Raw genomic sequence first — 16972 nt, forward strand, 5'->3', positions numbered from 1 at the left:
GCGGCGTCAGCGGACGATTGAGAGCGCGTGCTCCCAGGTCTGAGGCGCCTGGGATCGGAATCACCGGGGTGCCGAAGCCTCTTCGACTCACCACGATTGCGCAGCTCAGTCATTCCGCTCATCGCCCCGTGTAATGGGATGCGGACTCACGAGCACGCGCCTGCGCGATTCGGCGCTCCACTTCACGACGGTGCTCGATCTCGGCCCGCAGGCTCATCGTGGTCTCCTGGCGGGCCAGAGTCGAGACCTCTTCCCATCGATCCGCAGTCTGATGGGGATTCTCCCCGGCAGCGCACAGGCCCAGACCGGCCAAGAAAGTACGGCAGACCTCCTGCCTCACGGACTCAGAGGACGGCCAGGTGGAAGGAGGCACGAGAGTAGCGACCAGCAGCTCCAGAAAGGCCGTCATCCGTCCCACGCGGTCCACCAGGATCACGCCTGGCGGTCGAGGGGGCTCCTGCTCGAGAAGCTCTCGCAGGAGCAGCGCAGCCAATGCGCTCACCTGGCAGCAAGCCGCCGGATCTGGTGCGGACACGCCCATGGTCAAGATCCTCAAGTGCTGAGACAGGCGAGAGCGCTCGATCTCCAGCGCCCCTCGCAAGCCCTCCGGCTCATGACCCGCATCTCTGAGAACATCCGCGAGCACAGCACGACCATCGACCCGGCTGTCCAGAAACACCGGGTCGCAATGGGCCAGGGCATGGGTGAGGCGGGCGAGATCGGGAAGAGGCGAGTCGGCCCGGATGGGCCACGGCGCTGCCAGAGCGCTGTCGACCACTTCCCGCCCGGACAGGAGGCGCACTGCCGTCGCCGGCTGCTCCACGCCGTCCTCAGGACCGGCTGCGGAGCTGACGGCATCCGGACGCCGTGGGAGCTCCTGCCCTGCCTGCTCTACCTGCCCTGTCAGCCATGTGCGACTCATCGTGGCGCCTCCCAGATGGCTCGTGCCAGGGCGGCGCTGAAACGGCGCACCTCATCAAGATTGCGCACGCTGTGAACGGCATATCCCCCGGGCAGCCGCAGCTCCTTGACACGCCTGGGGTCGGTATTGAGCAGGAGCGTGCCTCCGCCCCCGGCCGCTGTGAGCGCCCGCACCGCGATTCCCTCTTCATTGCTGGTGTCCGCGCATTCATCTGAGCGGTGGTCCGCGAACATGGAGACCACGCCGCCGTCGGAGACGACGGCGATGTGGCAGGGCGCCCGTCCGGCCCCATCCGCTCGAGCGGCCAGATGCGTGCGGGACAGGATTCCCAGCGGGAAGGATGTGGAACCGCCGAAATGAGCCACAATGGCGGCCAGGACCTCCTGCGCGTCCTGGGTGAAGCCATCCGTGCCGGCGATCTGCTCGGGACCGGACCAGGTGGTGGCCTGAACGCGAGCGCCGCTGCGCAGCGCGGACAGAGCCAGGATGGCCCCCGCTAAGGCCACAGGCGACAGCCGTACGGCGGGATCGGGCATGGAGCCGGAGGAGTCGAGGTAGAGATCGAGGTTCGTGGGAACCATGTGCTGGTCCTCCCCCGGATCGCGCTCGAAGTGGCGACGGCGAGTCGTCACCCCGGGCACCACCCACGGCGAGGCCGCCATCGTGGCGGACCAGTCGATATCGGCAAGGTCCTCCCCGGTCTCCCAGGTCTCCAGGTTCCCCATGAGGGGGTCGTCTCTGCCGGCCCGGCGCACGGGCGGCAGACGCACGAGATAGGGAGCGGCGGACTCCTGATAGTAGCGGGAGGCGATCTCCAGTGCGGGCATGTCGACACCCAGGCTGCGGGCCACGGCGGAAAGATCCGCGGGCTGAATGTCCTGAGACCGGCTCCCGGCGCCCTGAAGCGCAGCACCATCATTATTGTTCTGCGAATCCTCAGGTGCGCGCGGGGCCGAAGGGCCGGCGCCGAGCACGAGCGGATCCTGCACGGGATGGATCACCGGCTTCAGAAGATCGGTGTCGCCGATCACGGAGACCGGCAGCTCTCCCGCCCCGGTGACGCCTCCGCAATCGCGCCCCGATCTTCCTCTCCCGGACATCCGCAGGCGCTGTGAGCGCTTCTGCTGGAGGTCCTCGTCCATGATCATGGGCCGCAGGAGTGCGGCGAAGCCGGCCGCCCCCTGAACCGGCGCGGAGGCGTAGACACGTGCCAGACGGGCCATGAGCCGTGCTTCGGTCTCTCCGGCAACCCCCTGCCGGTGCAGGGTTCCGGGCGCCAGTTCCCAGGCGATCTCGTAGCACCGCAAGTAGGTGGGCCACCATTGCGGCCCGGAGGCGTCAGGAATCTCCCGCCCGTGGGATTCGGTTTCCTGCCGGACCCGGCGCTCACTCACGGCACCAGCAGCCTCCACGGCCTCAACGGCCTCAACGGCCTCCAAGAGGGAGATCATGGACACGCCTCGATGGCGCTGAAGCTCATCGTTGATGAGCAGGTCGCACCACAGGTTGGCGACCATGCCCACCTGCTCATCGCAATCGATCAGAGCGGAGCGGACACGCATGTGAATGCGGGCCGCAGTAGCCATATCCCCGGGTGCCAGCACATAGTGCCCTACTTCATGTGCGAGCAGCGCCAGAACAAGTTCCTCCGGACCGGCGGATCTGGCAGCAGTAGTACCCATGAGCGGTGTTGCGCGCCGCAGGTTCACATGAACGCTCATGGTGCGCAGATCGATCCAGGCCAGAGCGTCCTTCGACGATTTCTCCAGGAGCGTGGGCCGGTGGAGGCGAGTGATGGGGCTCCAGACGCGCTGCGCCCGTGGCCACACGGTCTCGGCCATGGCGAGCAACGGCTGGTGCGAATCCGTAGTGGAGGTAGTCATGGGATGCACCGAACGGCACGCTGGTCGTCAATGCCCTCGGAGGGCGGACAGATCTCCACCAGGTAGGAGTCGCTCAACACGCGTGCGCAAGCATGGTCGGGTGCCAGCCCGATGGCTGAGGCGCCATCGCTCTGAGAGGTTCGGGACTCTCGAGGGCTCAGTGGGCAGTGGTCAGGAGCCAGACGCACAGCGGCGGTCCCGTGCACGTCGGCGAGGAGCGCCCATGGCGCATCATCAGCCCACAGCCACCAGGCCTGATCGGTGGCGCCGATAAGACGCGGTGGCGACACCCAGGAACCGCCGAACCCGAGAAACCCGCCCGTACGTCGCTTAGGGGCAGTCATGCCCGGCCAGAACCAACGATCAGCCAGGCAGGCTGCGGACAGCGCGGCGGGGTCTCCCGCGAATGCGCATCCGCTGGTCAAGGGAGCCAGAACGGCGTGCGGACTGCGGGCGAGAATCTGCAGAGCGGTAGCGCGCAGCTGAACGCTGCCGGTTCGCCATGACGCGAGGGCGGCGAGTTCCGTAGCCGCGACGGCGGTTCCCCGCGTCGCGGACCGTCCCGGTTCCTCCAGGGCATGCGCCAGGGCGAGCCACATCTTCCAGGCCTCACGCGAGCTGCCGCCGGGAGCGGTATGGGTGAGAACAGTGACCAGAGCCTCGGGCTCGGTCCGCCATCGGGAGACGAGGTCGAGAGTCCCTGCCAGGCGCCCCCAGACGGGGTCCTCTGCACTCGGGCGCAATCCGGCCAGCCGGATCAGGGATATGAAGACAGCTTCCACCGCACCGGGGCCGGCGTCCGACACCTGGGAGCCCAGGCGCAGCGCCGTCGGCTCCAAGTCCGCGAGGCGAGCGAGTACCTCGGTATCCGCGCCCACCGCAGCTGCGCGGTCGGTGCGCGCCTGATGCAGCACCGCATTGGCCGTTTGACGGTGCCCGGTCAGAAAATCCCTCCACCGGGTCACGGGCCGGCTCCAGCGGACGAGCCGGAATCCCATTCCAGCCAGGACATGTAGGCGGAGTAGCGCTGGTGGGCGTACTTCAGAGCCATGGCATCGTCAGCCACATGGCCATAGAGCTTGCCGCCGTAGCCCAGGGACCGGGCCAGGGACTCGATGCGAGCCAGTCGATGACGGACCTCGGCGTGCGTCGCTCCAGTCAGCCCCTGGTGCAGCTCGGCAAGGACCTCCCCCACAGGATCGTCGATATCCAGGCCCGCGGCGTCATAGGCCAGACAGGCAGTATCCATGAGCCCGCGCAGCCAGGAGACAGGGTCGTGAACCAGCAGACGGCCCTCATCGGAGGCGAACACCGGGGAGTCGAGATTGGGCTGGATCTTGTCGCGCAAGACGAAGGGCAGCACGGCGCGCAGGTCCTCCAGGGCCACATCGCCGTGGCCCCGGAAGAAGGCCATGGCCTTGGCGTAGGTGATGACGGCGTTCATGGCCCGCACACTCATGCCGGACAGGGTCTGGTCGGCCAGATCGGTCAGACGGTCCCGGCCCGTGGAGCGGCGCAGGAGCCCGGCCACATCACCACCTGTCAGGCGAGCCGTGTCCTTGCTGCGGTACTCCAGCTGAGTGGCCGCGTGCTCGCAGACCTCGAGCTGGGAGGCGAAGAAGGCGAGGCGACGGAGCACCGCCTGGGGCACGCGCACGGATCGGATCTGAGCGGAGACGGCGTCATGCTCGGCCGCGGAGAAGACCACCTCGGCCGGGACATGCCGTTCAGGGTGGAAGTCTCCCTCCCGGCGCTGAATGAGCCCGGGCAGAAAACGAGGATTGAAGGGCAACGCCGCCACAGTGATGTCGATACGGTCCCGCAGCGCCTCGACCACCTGGTAGGTGCCGCCTCCAGCATCATCATTGGCGGTGAGATACCAGGCGGCATCACCGGTCTCGTAGAGCTGGTCGTAAACCTCGACGTAGCCATCGGCCAGGACCGTCAGAAGCGCGGACTGCGTACGGGTGGGGATGCGGTTGTACTCGTCAATGATCTTGACACGCATCCCCAGCCAGGAGCGCCACGCCACATCGATGTCCGCCAGAGACTCGGCACCCACGAGATCGCGCGGCAATGGCGTTCCGAACATATCCGTCACCGACAGCTGAGGGTGGCCGTGCTGCATGCTGCGACGCACCTGCTCAACGGGGTAACCGGCGAGCACGCCCATGAGAATGGCGGAGGTGGTCTTGCCGCGTCCGGGTCCTCCGATGAGCAGACAGCGGCCGCGCACCGCGAAGGTGAGCAGGGGCATGAGAACGAAGGAGGAGTATGACGGGGCGGTGGGCAGGTGAAGAGCGGCGCCGGTCTCCCCCAGATTCACAGTGGTGTCGGGCGCCCCATCCCCCATTTCGAATTCGATGTCGTAGTGCGGACTGATGATGGCCTCGTTGACCATCCAGTAGTAGGCGCGACGCAGTTTCTCATCCAGTGCCGTGCTCGTATTCGCAGTGCCAAGGGGCGCCGCGGAGGGGAAGACATCTGCGACGTCCAGGGAACCCGGGGCCGGCCCCACCGGCCTGGCGGGCTCCAGCCCGGAGGCACGGGGATCCGTGGGACTTGAGGGAACGTATCCGTAACCCATCAGCACTCCTCAAGGGCATCGGTGAGGACGTCGTCGTGCGGCCCGGCCGCGGTCTTCTCACGCTCGGCGCCGACGCGCAGCCCATCGCTCATCGTGCTGGCGCCGACATGAGCCTCCGACAACGGCGGGCTCATGGGCCTGGGCTCGGCTGCAAGCTCGTCGATGAGGGCGATGGCTTCAGCCATGCGCTCCTCGTGGCTGCCCTGCAATTCCACCCAGGGCACGGGACCGGCCGCAAGAGTCCGGCGGAAGGACTCCTGCATGTCGTGGCGGATGTGCTCGCCATCGCGCAATCCGTCCTGGACGAAGGGGATCTCGTCCCCGGTGAGCAGATAGAGATCCGGGCGACGGGAAGCGGCCAGAGCCTCCACGCTGGCGGAACGACTGCCCATATACCGCTCATGCCATAGAGAGGTGGCCAGGACATCGGTGTCGGTGATGAGGAGAGGACGAGCGGTGAGTGCAGCGGCCTCGTCCTCCCACTGGGCCTGGACGCGGGCCACAAGATCGAATTCGACGCTGGCCCAGGCGGCATCCAGGCCTCCAGGGCGCTGCCGGCTCCACTGGCGTCCGAACTCGGGCACCTGCGGCAGGCGATAGTGGTCGCTCAAAGCGCGGGCGAGGGTCGTCGTGCCGGTGGACTCGGCGCCCACCACCGCGACGCGCCGTACGAACCACGCGCGTACGGGGGCGGGCAGCGCCCACCAATAACGAGCCGGGTCGGACCGTATCCGCCTCCCCGACACCGGCAGGGCCTGCCGGCCCGGATCGACCTGCAGCCATGAGGCGCCCAGCCGGGAGGCGAGCTCGGCCCCGTAACTGTCCGACGTCGCCACGGCGTCAACAGGGCCGTCGGCGGGGTCGAGGAGGGAGAGCATGACCGCCGTATGAGCCTGCCACGCCGTGGGGGACGCATAGTCCACCGGCTCGTCGTCGACGCCGGTGACTACCCGGGCGCTGGGCAGGCAGACGCGCAGCCAGTCGGCGCGGAGCTCACCGGAGACGGATTCAGCACTGGAAGCCAGAACCTCAACGGTGACGCGTTCACAACAGGCCAGGGCTTGGCGGATGAGGGACAGGTGCCCCGCATGAGGCGGATAGAACTTGCCGATGACAAGTCCGTGACGGTAGCGGGGAGCCGGGACGGCTGCCGGCTGCGCGCTCACGACTCGTGCTCCTCGACCAGCCTCGAGACGGGCGCCGGCGCATCGGGATCGTCCGGATCTGCCGCTCCCTCCTCACGACGACGCAGCTCACGCCGCCAATCGCGCACCCCGACCAGGCACAGGGTGAGGAAGAGGACGTAAAGGAGCGCCGTCATCCACAGCCCCGTGCTGAGATGCATGACGATGGTGAGAACATCGGTGAAGATCCAGAAGTACCAGTTGGCGATCCATTTGCGTCCCAGGGCGAACTGGGCGGCCACCGACGTGGCGGTCGTAACGCCGTCGAGCACGGGCGACGCCGAATCGCCGGTCCATCTCAGGATTTCTACAAGCACCGCAGCGCCCAGCGCCGTCAGCACGAGCAGTGCGGGAAGGGCGAGGCGCGCGGGCTTGTGAATCCGCAAAGGACCATCGCCGTGGTTCCCGCGCAGCCACCACCACCAGCCCATGAGGCCGAGCACTGCGAAGAGCACCTGCAGCAGGGCATTGGCATACAGGGCGTTGCGCCAGAACAGGATGAGAAAAACGACGTTGTTGGCAAGCCCCACGAGGAAGTTCCACACATTCTGCCGCACTGCGAGCCACACGCAGGAGGCGCCAGTGAGGACGCCGAAAACCTGCACCCAGTCGATCGTCGCCATGAACGCATACTACCGATCCGCGAAACGGCGGCCCCGGGACACCAGGGTCCCGGAGCCGCCGGACTCCTCGGGCGCGAGCGCCCGCCGATCAGTCAGTCCAGTCAGTCCAGATAGTCGCGCAGTACCTGGCTGCGAGAGGGGTGGCGCAGTTTGGACATGGTCTTGGACTCGATCTGGCGGATGCGTTCGCGAGTCACCCCATAGACCTTGCCGATCTCGTCCAGTGTCTTGGGCTGGCCGTCAGTCAAGCCGAAGCGCATCGAGACGACGCCCGCCTCGCGCTCCGAGAGCGTATCGAGCACGGCGTGCAGCTGCTCCTGCAGAAGCGTGAAGCTCACGGCATCCGCCGGAACAACGGCTTCGGAGTCCTCGATGAGGTCGCCGAACTCGGAATCGCCATCCTCGCCCAGGGGTGTGTGCAGAGAAATCGGCTCGCGTCCGTACTTCTGGACCTCGACGACCTTCTCCGGAGTCATGTCCAGTTCGACTGCCAGCTCTTCCGGCGTGGGTTCACGGCCCAGGTCCTGGAGCATCTGACGCTGCACACGCGCCAACTTGTTGATGACCTCGACCATGTGGACGGGAATACGAATCGTACGGGCCTGGTCCGCCATGGCCCGGGTGATGGCCTGACGGATCCACCAGGTGGCATAGGTCGAGAACTTGTAGCCCTTGGTGTAGTCGAACTTCTCCACCGCGCGGATCAGGCCCAGGTTGCCCTCTTGAATGAGGTCGAGGAAGAGCATGCCGCGCCCCGTGTAGCGCTTGGCCAGCGAGACCACCAGGCGCAGGTTGGCCTCTAGCAGGTGATTCTTGGCGCGCTGGCCGTCCTGGGCGATCCAGTGCAGCTCACGGCGGTATTTGGCCTCAAGGTCATTGCCCTGCGCCCCCAGCAAGTGCTCGGCGTACAGGCCGGCCTCAATGCGCTTGGCGAGCTCGACCTCCTGGGCGGCGTTGAGCAGCGCCACCTTGCCGATCTGCTTGAGGTAGTCCTTGACCGGATCCGCGGTGGCCCCGGCGGTCACCACCTTCTGCGCCGGCTCATCGGCCTCGTCGGAGTCGGAGACCGTGAAGGAGCCGTCCTTGTCCTTGTCAGAACGGGACTTCCTCCCGGATCTCTTGCCCGCCGCCTTCTCGGCCTGCTCACGTCTGATGCGATCGAGTTCGCCGGTCAGGGCCGCGATGGAGGGCTGCATCTTGATGCCCTTGATGATCCAGCCGCGGAAGATGAAGCCGTTGCTCGTCAGGAACTCGCGGGCGACAACAGGATGCTCCTCCTCGGGGATCACGAAGCGGGGCACAGGACCATGGCCGTAGGGGGCCAGGGTGATCGGCTCCTCAAGCGTGCCATTGCCCGCCAGTTCGAGCCCCTCGACGGTGGTGCGGCTGCGCACGTAGAGGGTTGCGCCAGGTGCGAGCCTGACGCCCTTGAGAGCCGCAGCGGTGTTGAAGGGATTGCGCTTGGTGCCGTCGCCGTTCTCCTTCAGGCTCACATCGAGGTAGTAGTCCCGCAGCTCGGGAAGAGGCTCATCGTCATCCTGCGCTTCAGAGTCATCCGGCTCATCGGCAGTGACGCCGTCCTCACCCTCCTCCGTGTCATCGACGTCATCCGAGTCCTCGTCCTCGTAGTCGTCGTCCTCGGTGTCGTCATCGAGATCGTCGAAATCGAGATCATCGCTGTCCTCGGGAGTCTCGTCAATGTCATCAGCGCGCTGTGAGCGCTTCCGCGTAGCTGTGGAAGAAGGCACGGAGTTCCTTTCGCGTGGGCGGACTGATCAGGATGGGGCGAGCGCCGGTCGGGTCGGTGACGCACTGACACGCTGGCGCACGTTGGTGGCCGACGCAGCAGGCAACCCTCCAACTATAGCGTTTATTCCCACCGCCATCGCAGCGGCATCAGGGACCCCGCCCGCAGCTCCGCCGAGCTCGGCCGGGTTCGGCCGGGCTCCGCCCAGTTACGCTGATCACCATGAATGGTCTCTCCCCTTCCCTTCGGGCGGTGCGCGCCGCTGTCGGCATCAGGCTCGTTCAGGTGATAGACACTCATCGAGGCCGATGGGCCGACTTGAGCCCCGCCTCCGACGAACTGTTCGATACGGCCGATGCTCTCGTATCCTCGGGCAAGCGGATGCGTGCAGTGCTCGGCGCCGTCGGTCTCGCGCTGGGCACGCCCGGTGCGCAACCGCATAAGCGGAACCGGCTCATGACTGGCACCACCGCCTCTCACCTCGGAGCGGCGCTCGAGTTCTATCAGGCCAGCGCCTTGGTTCACGACGATGTCATCGATGCGGCCTTCACCCGTCGCGGACTGCCCACGGCGCATCGCCAATACACCGCCCAGCACGCCTCTTCGGGCTGGCGCGGTGACGCGACAACCTACGGGAACAGCGCGGCAGTGCTGCTGGGCGACCTGCTCATGTCGCTCGCCAGTGCCGAGATGGGCGCCGCCGTCAGACCGCTCGCCGAGAGTGCCCAAGCCGCGTCCGTCCGCGATGCCTTCGACGCCATGACCGCGGAAGTCGCCGTCGGACAGTTCCTTGATGTGCGCAGCGAGGTGAGCGCCCTTCCCGCCCCCGAGGTTGATGCCGCTGCCGCAGGGCAGGCGATGCTCGACTCGGCGCTGGCCGTGGTGCGGCACAAGTCCGCCCGCTACTCGGTCATGCACCCGCTGCTCATCGGCGCGCTTCTGGGAGGCGTCACGACGGACAGCTCTCTCTACGCGGCACTGCGGGTGTTCGGCGAGGAGATCGGCATCGCATTCCAGCTGCGCGACGACGTTCTCGGCGTCTACGGAGACCCCGATCTGACCGGCAAACCGGCGGGTGATGACCTGCGCGAGGGCAAGCGGACGGTCCTGCTGGCCATGGCATGGCAACGGACAACCCAAAGCGGCCGGGCCCTGCTATCCCGTGTTCTGGCGAATCAAGATGCCTCTCCCAGTCTGATCGCCGCCGCAGCCGATCTGATCCGCGACTGCGGTGCCCTGGCCGCGCACGAGGAGAAGATCCTGACCCACACCCAGGCCGGCATCAGCGCTCTGGGCACTATTCCCCTGGAGGCGCTCGACGAGGCCGGTCGCACTGATCTTCTGGCTCTGTCCCAGGCCCTGACAGCGCGCAACGCCTGAGGCTCAATCCTCGAAAGAGGTCACTTCACGCGGAGCCGGCCCGCCAGTCGGTCTACCGTGTCCGATCTGCGCCGTAGAATCTGGTTGTGGTCAAGGATCCCCTCACCGGTCGCCTGGTCGACTCTCGCTACGAGATCGTCGACCTTGTGGCGCGTGGCGGAATGGCAACCGTCTACCGGGCATACGATCGCCGGCTCGACCGCGTCGTCGGGCTCAAGCTCATGCATGCCCACCTGGCCGACTCCCCCGACTTCGTCGCCCGATTCCGACGAGAGGCCCGCGCCGCGGCGCGCCTGTCGAATCCGGGAGTGGTCGCGGTTTACGACCAGGGCAGTCTCGAGGGCGTCGCCTACCTGATCATGGAATACGTCGAGGGACCGAATCTGCGCGATCTCATGGCGGCCGGCCCCTTGTCGGTACGCGAGGCCCTGGGACTGACCGCTCAGATCCTGCGTCCGCTGGGCGCCGCGCACCGCGCGGGACTGGTTCATCGCGACATCAAGCCCGAGAATGTTCTACTCCCGGCGGACGGCTCAGTCGCGAAGGTCGCCGACTTCGGACTGGCCCGGGCCGTTACTGAAGTGACGCAGACCACCACGGGCAATGTCCTGGGAACGGTGGCCTATCTCGCTCCCGAGCTGATCACCGCGGGCTCCTCCAGCCCCTGCGCAGACGTGTTCTCCGTAGGCGTCATCATCTATGAACTGCTCACCGGCGAGCAGCCGTTCATCGCCGACTCCCCCATCCAAATCGCCTTCCGCAACGTCCACGAGGACATTCCCCCGCCCTCGGCCCTGGCCCCGGACCTGCCCGCCGACGTGGACGAACTCGTATCCGCCATGACGCGGCGCGACCCGAAGCAGCGCCCTCAGCACGCAGACGAGGCATTGGCCCTCCTGCGCAAAACGGCCGCGTCCCTGTCCGAGGACCAGCTGCTGATCAAACGCGGGGGCGGAGCCGGCTCGGTGCGCACCCAGGATGTCCTCGCCGCCAACGCCGAGGCGGCGCGCACCGCCATGGGAGCCCAGTCCCCCGAGGAGATCGGCAACCCTGACAAACCCGACGCCGACGACGCACACAGCATCCACAGTGCTGTCGGTGCTGTCAGTGCCGACAACCCTGACAGCACTCACAACGCCGACGGCACTGACAACGCTGACAACAGGGACTCCGAGACGACGCCAGGGGCGGGACTGCGCACGGTGTCGCTCCCGATCGGATCGATCGGGCCGGGCGCCCAGGAAATCGGTGACGGCCACACCCAGCACCTGGCGCGCGAGGAGCTGCTGCATGCCGACGACCAGGTCACGGCTGCGGTTCCACGCAAGGGCATCCGCCGGGTCCGACGTCGCGCGGTCCTCGGCGGAGCCGCAGCCGTGCTCCTGGGAGGCGGCGGCTGCTACGCCTGGTACGTTCTCAAGGGGCCCGGGCGGTCCGTTCCTGTTCCCGAGATCGTCGGCAAGACCTCCGAGGAGGCCCAGAGAGCCGTGGAGGATGCGGGACTGATCTGGGCGGCGCCCACGCGCGATTTCTCCGACACGGTTCCCGATGGTTCGGTCATCTCCTGCGAGCCGAGCCCGGGCGACAGCGCGCGCCTCAATCAGGAGGTCACCGCCGTGGTCTCCCGCGGTGTTGAGCAGAAGAAGGTCCCCGATGTCGTGGGCAAGACTCAGGAGGACGCGACCAAGGCCATCACGGACGCCGGTCTGACTCTGGGAGCGATCACCCAGGAGTACTCCAGCTCCGTGGCCTCGGGGCAAGTCGTCTCCTCCGACCCCGCGGCGGGGACGAGCGTCGCCCACTCCTCAGCGGTGGCGATCGTCGTCTCCAGAGGGCGCCAGACCGCGACCGTGCCCGACGTGACCGGTATGAACGTCGATCAGGCCAGAACTACTCTGGAGGCCGCGGGTCTCAAGCTCGGCACGCAGACGCAGGCGTTCTCCGACTCCGCGGCCTTGGGCACGGTCGTCTCCTCCAACCCGGCAGCCGGCGCGAACGGTGTTTACAACGGGGATTCTGTCGCCGTGACCGTCTCGAAGGGACCGGAGAATGTCACGGTTCCAGATGTCAATGGGAAGAGCGAGGAGGAGGCCAAGAAGGCCCTGGAGGATCTGGGGCTCAAGGCGGAGATCAACAAGCGCCTCGGCGGCCCCTTCGGCACCGCTCGGTCAACCGATCCGGCTGCCGGCACCAGCGTCAAAGCAGGTTCCAGCATCAAGATCAACATCTTCTGAGCTCGGGGCTCCAGGCGTATCGCAAGACCACTCCCCCACCGAACCGCCGACCGTGAAAGCCACAGGCCGCACAAGGGGTAACAAGAATCAACGGCGCAGCATCTCGGCGACCTCGAAGGCCATTTCCAAGGACTGCTGATGGTTCAGGCGTGGGTCGACGAGCGTCTCGTAGCGCCTGGCCAGGGCGGCCTCGTCGATGTGCTCCCCTCCGCCGAGGACCTCGGTGACGTCATCGCCGGTGAGTTCGACGTGAATCCCGCCGGGCACCGTCCCCAGCGCACGGTGGACCTCGAAGAAGCCGCGGAGCTCGTCCATGACGGTGTCGAAACGGCGGGTCTTGTAGCCATTGTCGGAGGTGATGGTGTTGCCGTGCATGGGATCGGTGACCCAGGTGACCGGGCGGCCGTCTGCCGTGATGGCTTCGATGAGTGCGGGTAGGGCTGCGCGAATCCGGTCGGCGCCCATGCGGGTGATGAGCATCAGACGGCCGGCATCACCGTTCGGGTTGAGGTGGTCGACGAGCGCCAGGAGCTCGTCGGGAGTCGTCGTCGGCCCCACCTTGACACCGATCGGGTTATGGACGCCCTCCAGGAGGGCGACATGGGCGTCCTCCGCCCCACGCGTGCGCTCCCCCACCCACAGGAAATGGGCGGAGGTGTCGTACAGACGCCCTGAGCGCGAGTCCTCCCGGATCATGGCGTCCTCGTACTCAAGGAGCAGGGCCTCGTGAGCGGCGTAGAAGTCAACCTGTCGAAGCGCCTCGAAATCGACCCCGGCGGCCTCCATGAACCGCATGGCGCGGTCGATCTCCTCGGCGAAGGACTCGAAACGCGCGTAAGTCGGATTGGCTGTGAAACCGCGGTTCCAGGAGTGGACCTCTCTCAGATCCGCGTACCCGCCCATAGTGAAGGAGCGGATGAGGTTGAGAGTGGTGCCGGCCCGCAGATAAGCGTCGAGCATGCGATGAGGATCGGGAATACGGGCGTCCCGGGTGAAAGCGTGGCTATTGACCGAATCCCCGCGATAGGCGGGCAGGGTGACGCCATCGCGCGTCTCGACGTCCGAACTGCGGGGTTTGGCGTACTGGCCGGCCATGCGCCCCATCTTGACCACGGGGGTGGAGGCGCCATAGGTGAGTACGGCGGCCATCTGCAGAATGGTCTGAAGCTTGAGGCGGATGTTGTCAGCCGTGTTGTCGGCGAAGGACTCGGCGCAATCGCCTCCCATGAGCACGAAGGCCCGGCCCTGGCTGGCGGCCGCCATCTGGGCGCGCAGGGAATCGACTTCGCCGGCGAAGACGAGCGGAGGTCGGGCGCGCAGGTCCGCACTCACTGCCCGCAATACGGCCTCATCGGGATAGGCCGGCTGCTGGGCGGCAGGACGGCGACGCCAACTGGCAGCGGTACGGGGGGCGGTCAACTCGTTCATCACGCGGGCCAGCATAGAGGCAGAGAACCGGGGCTGGTGGCACCACGTGCGCGGTGCCACCAGCCCCGGAGAGGCCCGGATAAGACGAACGGCGCTCGGCCCGCTCAGCGGATACGATTCGCCGGCCTCCGGTAAGACTTGGTCGGTAGGGCTTCTGATAAGGCCTCAGTGCTCGGCGCCGGCCTCCGCGGGCTCCACGCTCTGGCCCAGGTCGGCCATGAGCGCGGTGAACCAGTCCTGGGTGATGTCGAAGGGCTTGCCGCCGGCGATGCGCGGGAAGGCGATCGCCGCGAGCACGTCACCGTTGTCCTCATCCTGGCCGATGACGCCGGATTCGCCGCGCAGAGCGCAGTCGACGGCCAGGTCGCACATCTTCTTGATGAGGGCCAGGTCCTCGGCGTTGGCGTGGGCTGCGCGCGAGTAGTAGCCGGACTTCTGGACCATGACCTTCTCGGCGCCGATGAGCTCGGCGAACTGCTTGGCGAACCACTGGCCGGGGTTGATGGTGTCGAGTTTGACGTGACCGAAGGGATCGCGCTGGACCTCCTGACCGGCCGCTTCCAACTCCGCGATGATCTCGGGGACGCCGGCACCCTCGGACAGGAAGATGTTGACGTTGCCCTGCTCGTCCATCAGTGCCTTGAGACGCTTGGCCTCGGCGGCCAGGTCCAGCTTCATCTCGGGCAGGAAGACGGCGTGGACGTCCCAGCGCTCCTTGGTCAGGCCGAGGGAGGGGGCCCAGTCCTTGGTCTTGAGCAGCTCGTGGTAGCGGCGAGCCGTCTCGGCGGTGAGGTAGCCGCAGTTGCGGCCCATGCACTCGTGCACGATGAGCATGCGGGGGTTGGAGCGGTGCTCGCCGATGACGTTGAAGGCGAAGCCAGCGCCCTCGTCGGCGGCGGTCCAGGCGCCCAGGGACTGACGGATGGGCACCACGTCGTTGTCGATGGTCTTGGGCAGGCCGACGACCGTCAACTCGTAGTCGTTCTCATGCAGGTAGGCGGCCAGGTCGGCGGCGGTGGTGTTGGTGTCGTCCCCGCCGATGGTGTGCAGGACGTCGACGCCGTCCTTGCGCAGCTGCTCGGCCGCGAACTCAAGGGGGTTGACGCCCTCGGCCACCAGGCCGCGCTCGACGAGGTTCTTGGCATTGGTGAGCTTGACACGGGAGTTGCCGATCGGGGAACCGCCGAAGTCGCGCAGGATGCCGGCGTTCTTACGGGCCTCGTCGTCGATGACGATGTAGTTGCCGGTGAGCAGGCCGTGGTAGCCGTACTGGTAGGCGATGATCTCGACCTCGGGAGCGACCTCGGTGTAGCGCTCGATGAGGTCGCCGACGGCGGCGGACAGACAGGGGGCGAAACCGCCCGCGGTGAGCAGGGCGACGCGACGGATCGACATCGTTTGCCTTTCGTAGGAGGCGGGGTGTGACGGGCTCATCCTAGCGGGGCGGCAGCGCGGGCAGAACCGGATGGACACCCCGGATGAGCAGCTGTGAGGACTCGGGCCAACGGCCTACAGCAATCCAGCCAGCAGCCACAGATCGGCCACGACGTACACGGCGGCATAGCCGCTGTGAATGGGCAGGTTAAGACGGACGAAGCGCTTGATCTCCTGCTCGGGCACGTCCTCGGAACCGCCCTCGGCCAGGCGCTCGGCACGCGCGAACCCGGAGACGACGTGAACTGCGAACCACAGGGGCATGGCGGCGACGGCGAAGATCTGCGCGGCCAGCGGCAGACGCCCCGCATTGAGGGCCAGCGACACGGCGGCCACCACGACCTGACCGAGAACCCAGATGGCATAGGTGGTACTCACGCGCGTATCGCGGTTGAAGGGCAGCAGTATCTGCTGAAGCTCCTGACGTCGACCATGGCTCAGCACATGAGTGAAGAAGGACCCCATGGTCACCACGTAGGAGATCATGAAGCCCGCCAGTACACCGGTGTAGACGGCGTTGAGGGCGTAGAGGACGTTGGGGAGATTCATCGCACTTGATTCTAATGCACCAGCGGTGCAGCGCTTCATGGTGCTTCGCGGCCCTGAAGAAGCATCCGATCGGCACTCAGGGTCCGGAGAGCCGGGTCATCCGCCCGCGACTCCGTAGAGGATTCCCCGCATGAGGGCGGGGTCGCCCAGGAAATGGGTCATGGCGTGGGCGACGTAGACCGGTGTGAGGCTGCGACCGCCATAGACGTAGAAGATCGAGAGAACGCCGAACAGGATGAAGGAGGAGAGCATGTAGGAGGGCCAGATGTGGTGCCCGACCACGCCGTGGTACACGCCCATGACTGCAGCGGTGATCACGACCTGGAGGAGTCTGGATGAGCCGCAGCGCTCCAGCCGGTCCAAGATGAGCCCGCGCACCGCGATCTCCTCACCGAAGGCCAGGACGAGGCCGATGGCCATCATGATCGGCCGCTGCCAGGACCAGGCCAGCGGGTCTCCGCCTCGGGCATAGGCCATCGCTGTCCAGGCCAACCCATAGATGACGGCAATGATGAGCATCGGTGTGCGGGCGGGGCGCCCCCAGCCGAGTTCGGCGAAGCCTTCTCCCCGCCTGCTCTGACGCCAGCGGACGAAGCCGATGACCACGAGGCAGCCCACGAGGAAGAGCACATCGAGCACGAGGGCGCCGTTGAGGCTCGTCCCCCACTCGTCATAGACCCATTGCGCCCCCACGAAGAAGCAGGCGGCGCCGAGGACGCTCCAGAGCACTCCGATGGTCAGCCCCACCTCGCGCCACGCAGCGGCCCGGCTCAAGGGCGGACGCGACTCACCGGAGACGCGAAGATGATCGGACGATCGCTGCTTCTTCGTCATTCTTGTCATTACGCACTCTTTTCACGTTTCGTTTTGAGAATGAGTCGTAACTTTATCCTGTCGGAGCACTCCCCTCAACAGACATCACGGAAATACCCGCGACGCCTGCTCGACCCCGTCAGGCCCCACGACGTCGCCGAACTCTGCGTGGCGCCCCGAAGTTCGAC

13 protein-coding genes are annotated in these 16972 nt (G+C 66.7%); 2 read left to right on the forward strand and 11 right to left on the reverse strand.

Annotated features, from left to right (window positions below; all coding sequences use genetic code 11):
* Positions 1–118: 118 nt before the first annotated feature.
* The 7 genes from W5W_RS0110520 to W5W_RS0110550 form a co-directional block, all read right to left on the reverse strand.
* Positions 119–922, reverse strand: coding sequence for a hypothetical protein (locus W5W_RS0110520; RefSeq protein ID WP_238533329.1), 804 nt, complete (start codon positions 920–922; stop codon positions 119–121).
* Positions 919–2805, reverse strand: coding sequence for a vWA domain-containing protein (locus W5W_RS0110525; RefSeq protein WP_034498905.1), 1887 nt, complete (start codon positions 2803–2805; stop codon positions 919–921). Before W5W_RS0110525 ends, W5W_RS0110520 begins: the two co-directional genes overlap by 4 nt.
* Positions 2802–3770 (reverse strand): hypothetical protein, encoded by a 969-nt coding sequence (locus tag W5W_RS0110530; protein WP_017195361.1) that lies wholly within the window; start codon positions 3768–3770, stop codon positions 2802–2804. Before W5W_RS0110530 ends, W5W_RS0110525 begins: the two co-directional genes overlap by 4 nt.
* Entirely contained in the window at positions 3767–5392 is a 1626-nt protein-coding gene (locus tag W5W_RS0110535; RefSeq protein WP_017195362.1) for a MoxR family ATPase, read from the reverse strand. The genes W5W_RS0110530 and W5W_RS0110535 overlap by 4 nt, the downstream gene beginning before the upstream one ends.
* On the reverse strand, positions 5392–6558 hold the full coding sequence (locus tag W5W_RS0110540) for an AAA family ATPase (protein ID WP_008733835.1): 1167 nt from the start codon (positions 6556–6558) through the stop codon (positions 5392–5394). The genes W5W_RS0110535 and W5W_RS0110540 overlap by 1 nt, the downstream gene beginning before the upstream one ends.
* Positions 6555–7199 carry a nicotinamide riboside transporter PnuC gene (pnuC, locus tag W5W_RS0110545; RefSeq protein ID WP_008733761.1) on the reverse strand — a complete coding sequence of 215 codons (645 nt, stop codon included), beginning with the start codon at positions 7197–7199 and terminating at the stop codon, positions 6555–6557. Before pnuC ends, W5W_RS0110540 begins: the two co-directional genes overlap by 4 nt.
* A 101-nt stretch (positions 7200–7300) precedes the next feature.
* A complete protein-coding gene (locus W5W_RS0110550) occupies positions 7301–8947 on the reverse strand; it encodes an RNA polymerase sigma factor (protein WP_017195363.1) in 1647 nt (548 codons plus the stop codon).
* Between the two features lie 221 nt (positions 8948–9168).
* Between W5W_RS0110550 and W5W_RS0110555 the strand changes: the two genes are divergently transcribed.
* Together W5W_RS0110555 and pknB are read left to right on the forward strand one after the other, a co-directional pair.
* Positions 9169–10326, forward strand: a complete 1158-nt coding sequence (locus W5W_RS0110555) for a polyprenyl synthetase family protein (RefSeq protein ID WP_029574260.1) — start codon at positions 9169–9171, stop codon at positions 10324–10326.
* Positions 10327–10412: 86 nt separating this feature from the next.
* Positions 10413–12560, forward strand: coding sequence for a Stk1 family PASTA domain-containing Ser/Thr kinase (gene pknB / locus W5W_RS0110560; protein ID WP_017195365.1), 2148 nt, complete (start codon positions 10413–10415; stop codon positions 12558–12560).
* A gap of 87 nt (positions 12561–12647) precedes the next feature.
* Here the strand turns inward: pknB and W5W_RS0110565 are convergent, their stop codons facing one another.
* From W5W_RS0110565 to W5W_RS0110580, 4 genes are all read right to left on the reverse strand, one after another.
* Positions 12648–14003, reverse strand: coding sequence for a class II 3-deoxy-7-phosphoheptulonate synthase (locus tag W5W_RS0110565; protein ID WP_008733737.1), 1356 nt, complete (start codon positions 14001–14003; stop codon positions 12648–12650).
* A 150-nt stretch (positions 14004–14153) separates the two neighbouring features.
* Positions 14154–15383, reverse strand: coding sequence for a pyrophosphate--fructose-6-phosphate 1-phosphotransferase (locus tag W5W_RS0110570; RefSeq protein ID WP_008733723.1), 1230 nt, complete (start codon positions 15381–15383; stop codon positions 14154–14156).
* Positions 15384–15497: 114 nt separating this feature from the next.
* Positions 15498–15971 (reverse strand): hypothetical protein, encoded by a 474-nt coding sequence (locus tag W5W_RS0110575; protein WP_017195367.1) that lies wholly within the window; start codon positions 15969–15971, stop codon positions 15498–15500.
* Between the two features lie 96 nt (positions 15972–16067).
* Entirely contained in the window at positions 16068–16805 is a 738-nt protein-coding gene (locus W5W_RS0110580) for a CPBP family intramembrane glutamic endopeptidase (protein ID WP_008733808.1), read from the reverse strand.
* Positions 16806–16972 lie beyond the last annotated feature (167 nt).

It is taken from the genome of Actinomyces massiliensis 4401292 (assembly GCF_000269805.1).
In the GTDB taxonomy this organism is placed as follows: Bacteria; Actinomycetota; Actinomycetes; order Actinomycetales; family Actinomycetaceae; genus Actinomyces; species Actinomyces massiliensis.

What these genes read in the sequence shown, in the direction of transcription:
- W5W_RS0110520 (WP_238533329.1), bottom strand. Translation starts at nt 922, where the DNA reads ATGAGTCGCACATGGCTGACAGGGCAGGTAGAGCAGGCAGGGCAGGAG.
- W5W_RS0110555 (WP_029574260.1), top strand. Translation starts at nt 9,169, where the DNA reads ATGAATGGTCTCTCCCCTTCCCTTCGGGCGGTGCGCGCCGCTGTCGGC.
- W5W_RS0110570 (WP_008733723.1), bottom strand. Translation starts at nt 15,383, where the DNA reads ATGTCGATCCGTCGCGTCGCCCTGCTCACCGCGGGCGGTTTCGCCCCC.
- W5W_RS0110565 (WP_008733737.1), bottom strand. Translation starts at nt 14,003, where the DNA reads ATGCTGGCCCGCGTGATGAACGAGTTGACCGCCCCCCGTACCGCTGCC.
- W5W_RS0110575 (WP_017195367.1), bottom strand. Translation starts at nt 15,971, where the DNA reads ATGAATCTCCCCAACGTCCTCTACGCCCTCAACGCCGTCTACACCGGT.
- W5W_RS0110525 (WP_034498905.1), bottom strand. Translation starts at nt 2,805, where the DNA reads ATGACTACCTCCACTACGGATTCGCACCAGCCGTTGCTCGCCATGGCC.
- pnuC (WP_008733761.1), bottom strand. Translation starts at nt 7,199, where the DNA reads ATGGCGACGATCGACTGGGTGCAGGTTTTCGGCGTCCTCACTGGCGCC.
- W5W_RS0110580 (WP_008733808.1), bottom strand. Translation starts at nt 16,805, where the DNA reads ATGACGAAGAAGCAGCGATCGTCCGATCATCTTCGCGTCTCCGGTGAG.
- W5W_RS0110535 (WP_017195362.1), bottom strand. Translation starts at nt 5,392, where the DNA reads ATGGGTTACGGATACGTTCCCTCAAGTCCCACGGATCCCCGTGCCTCC.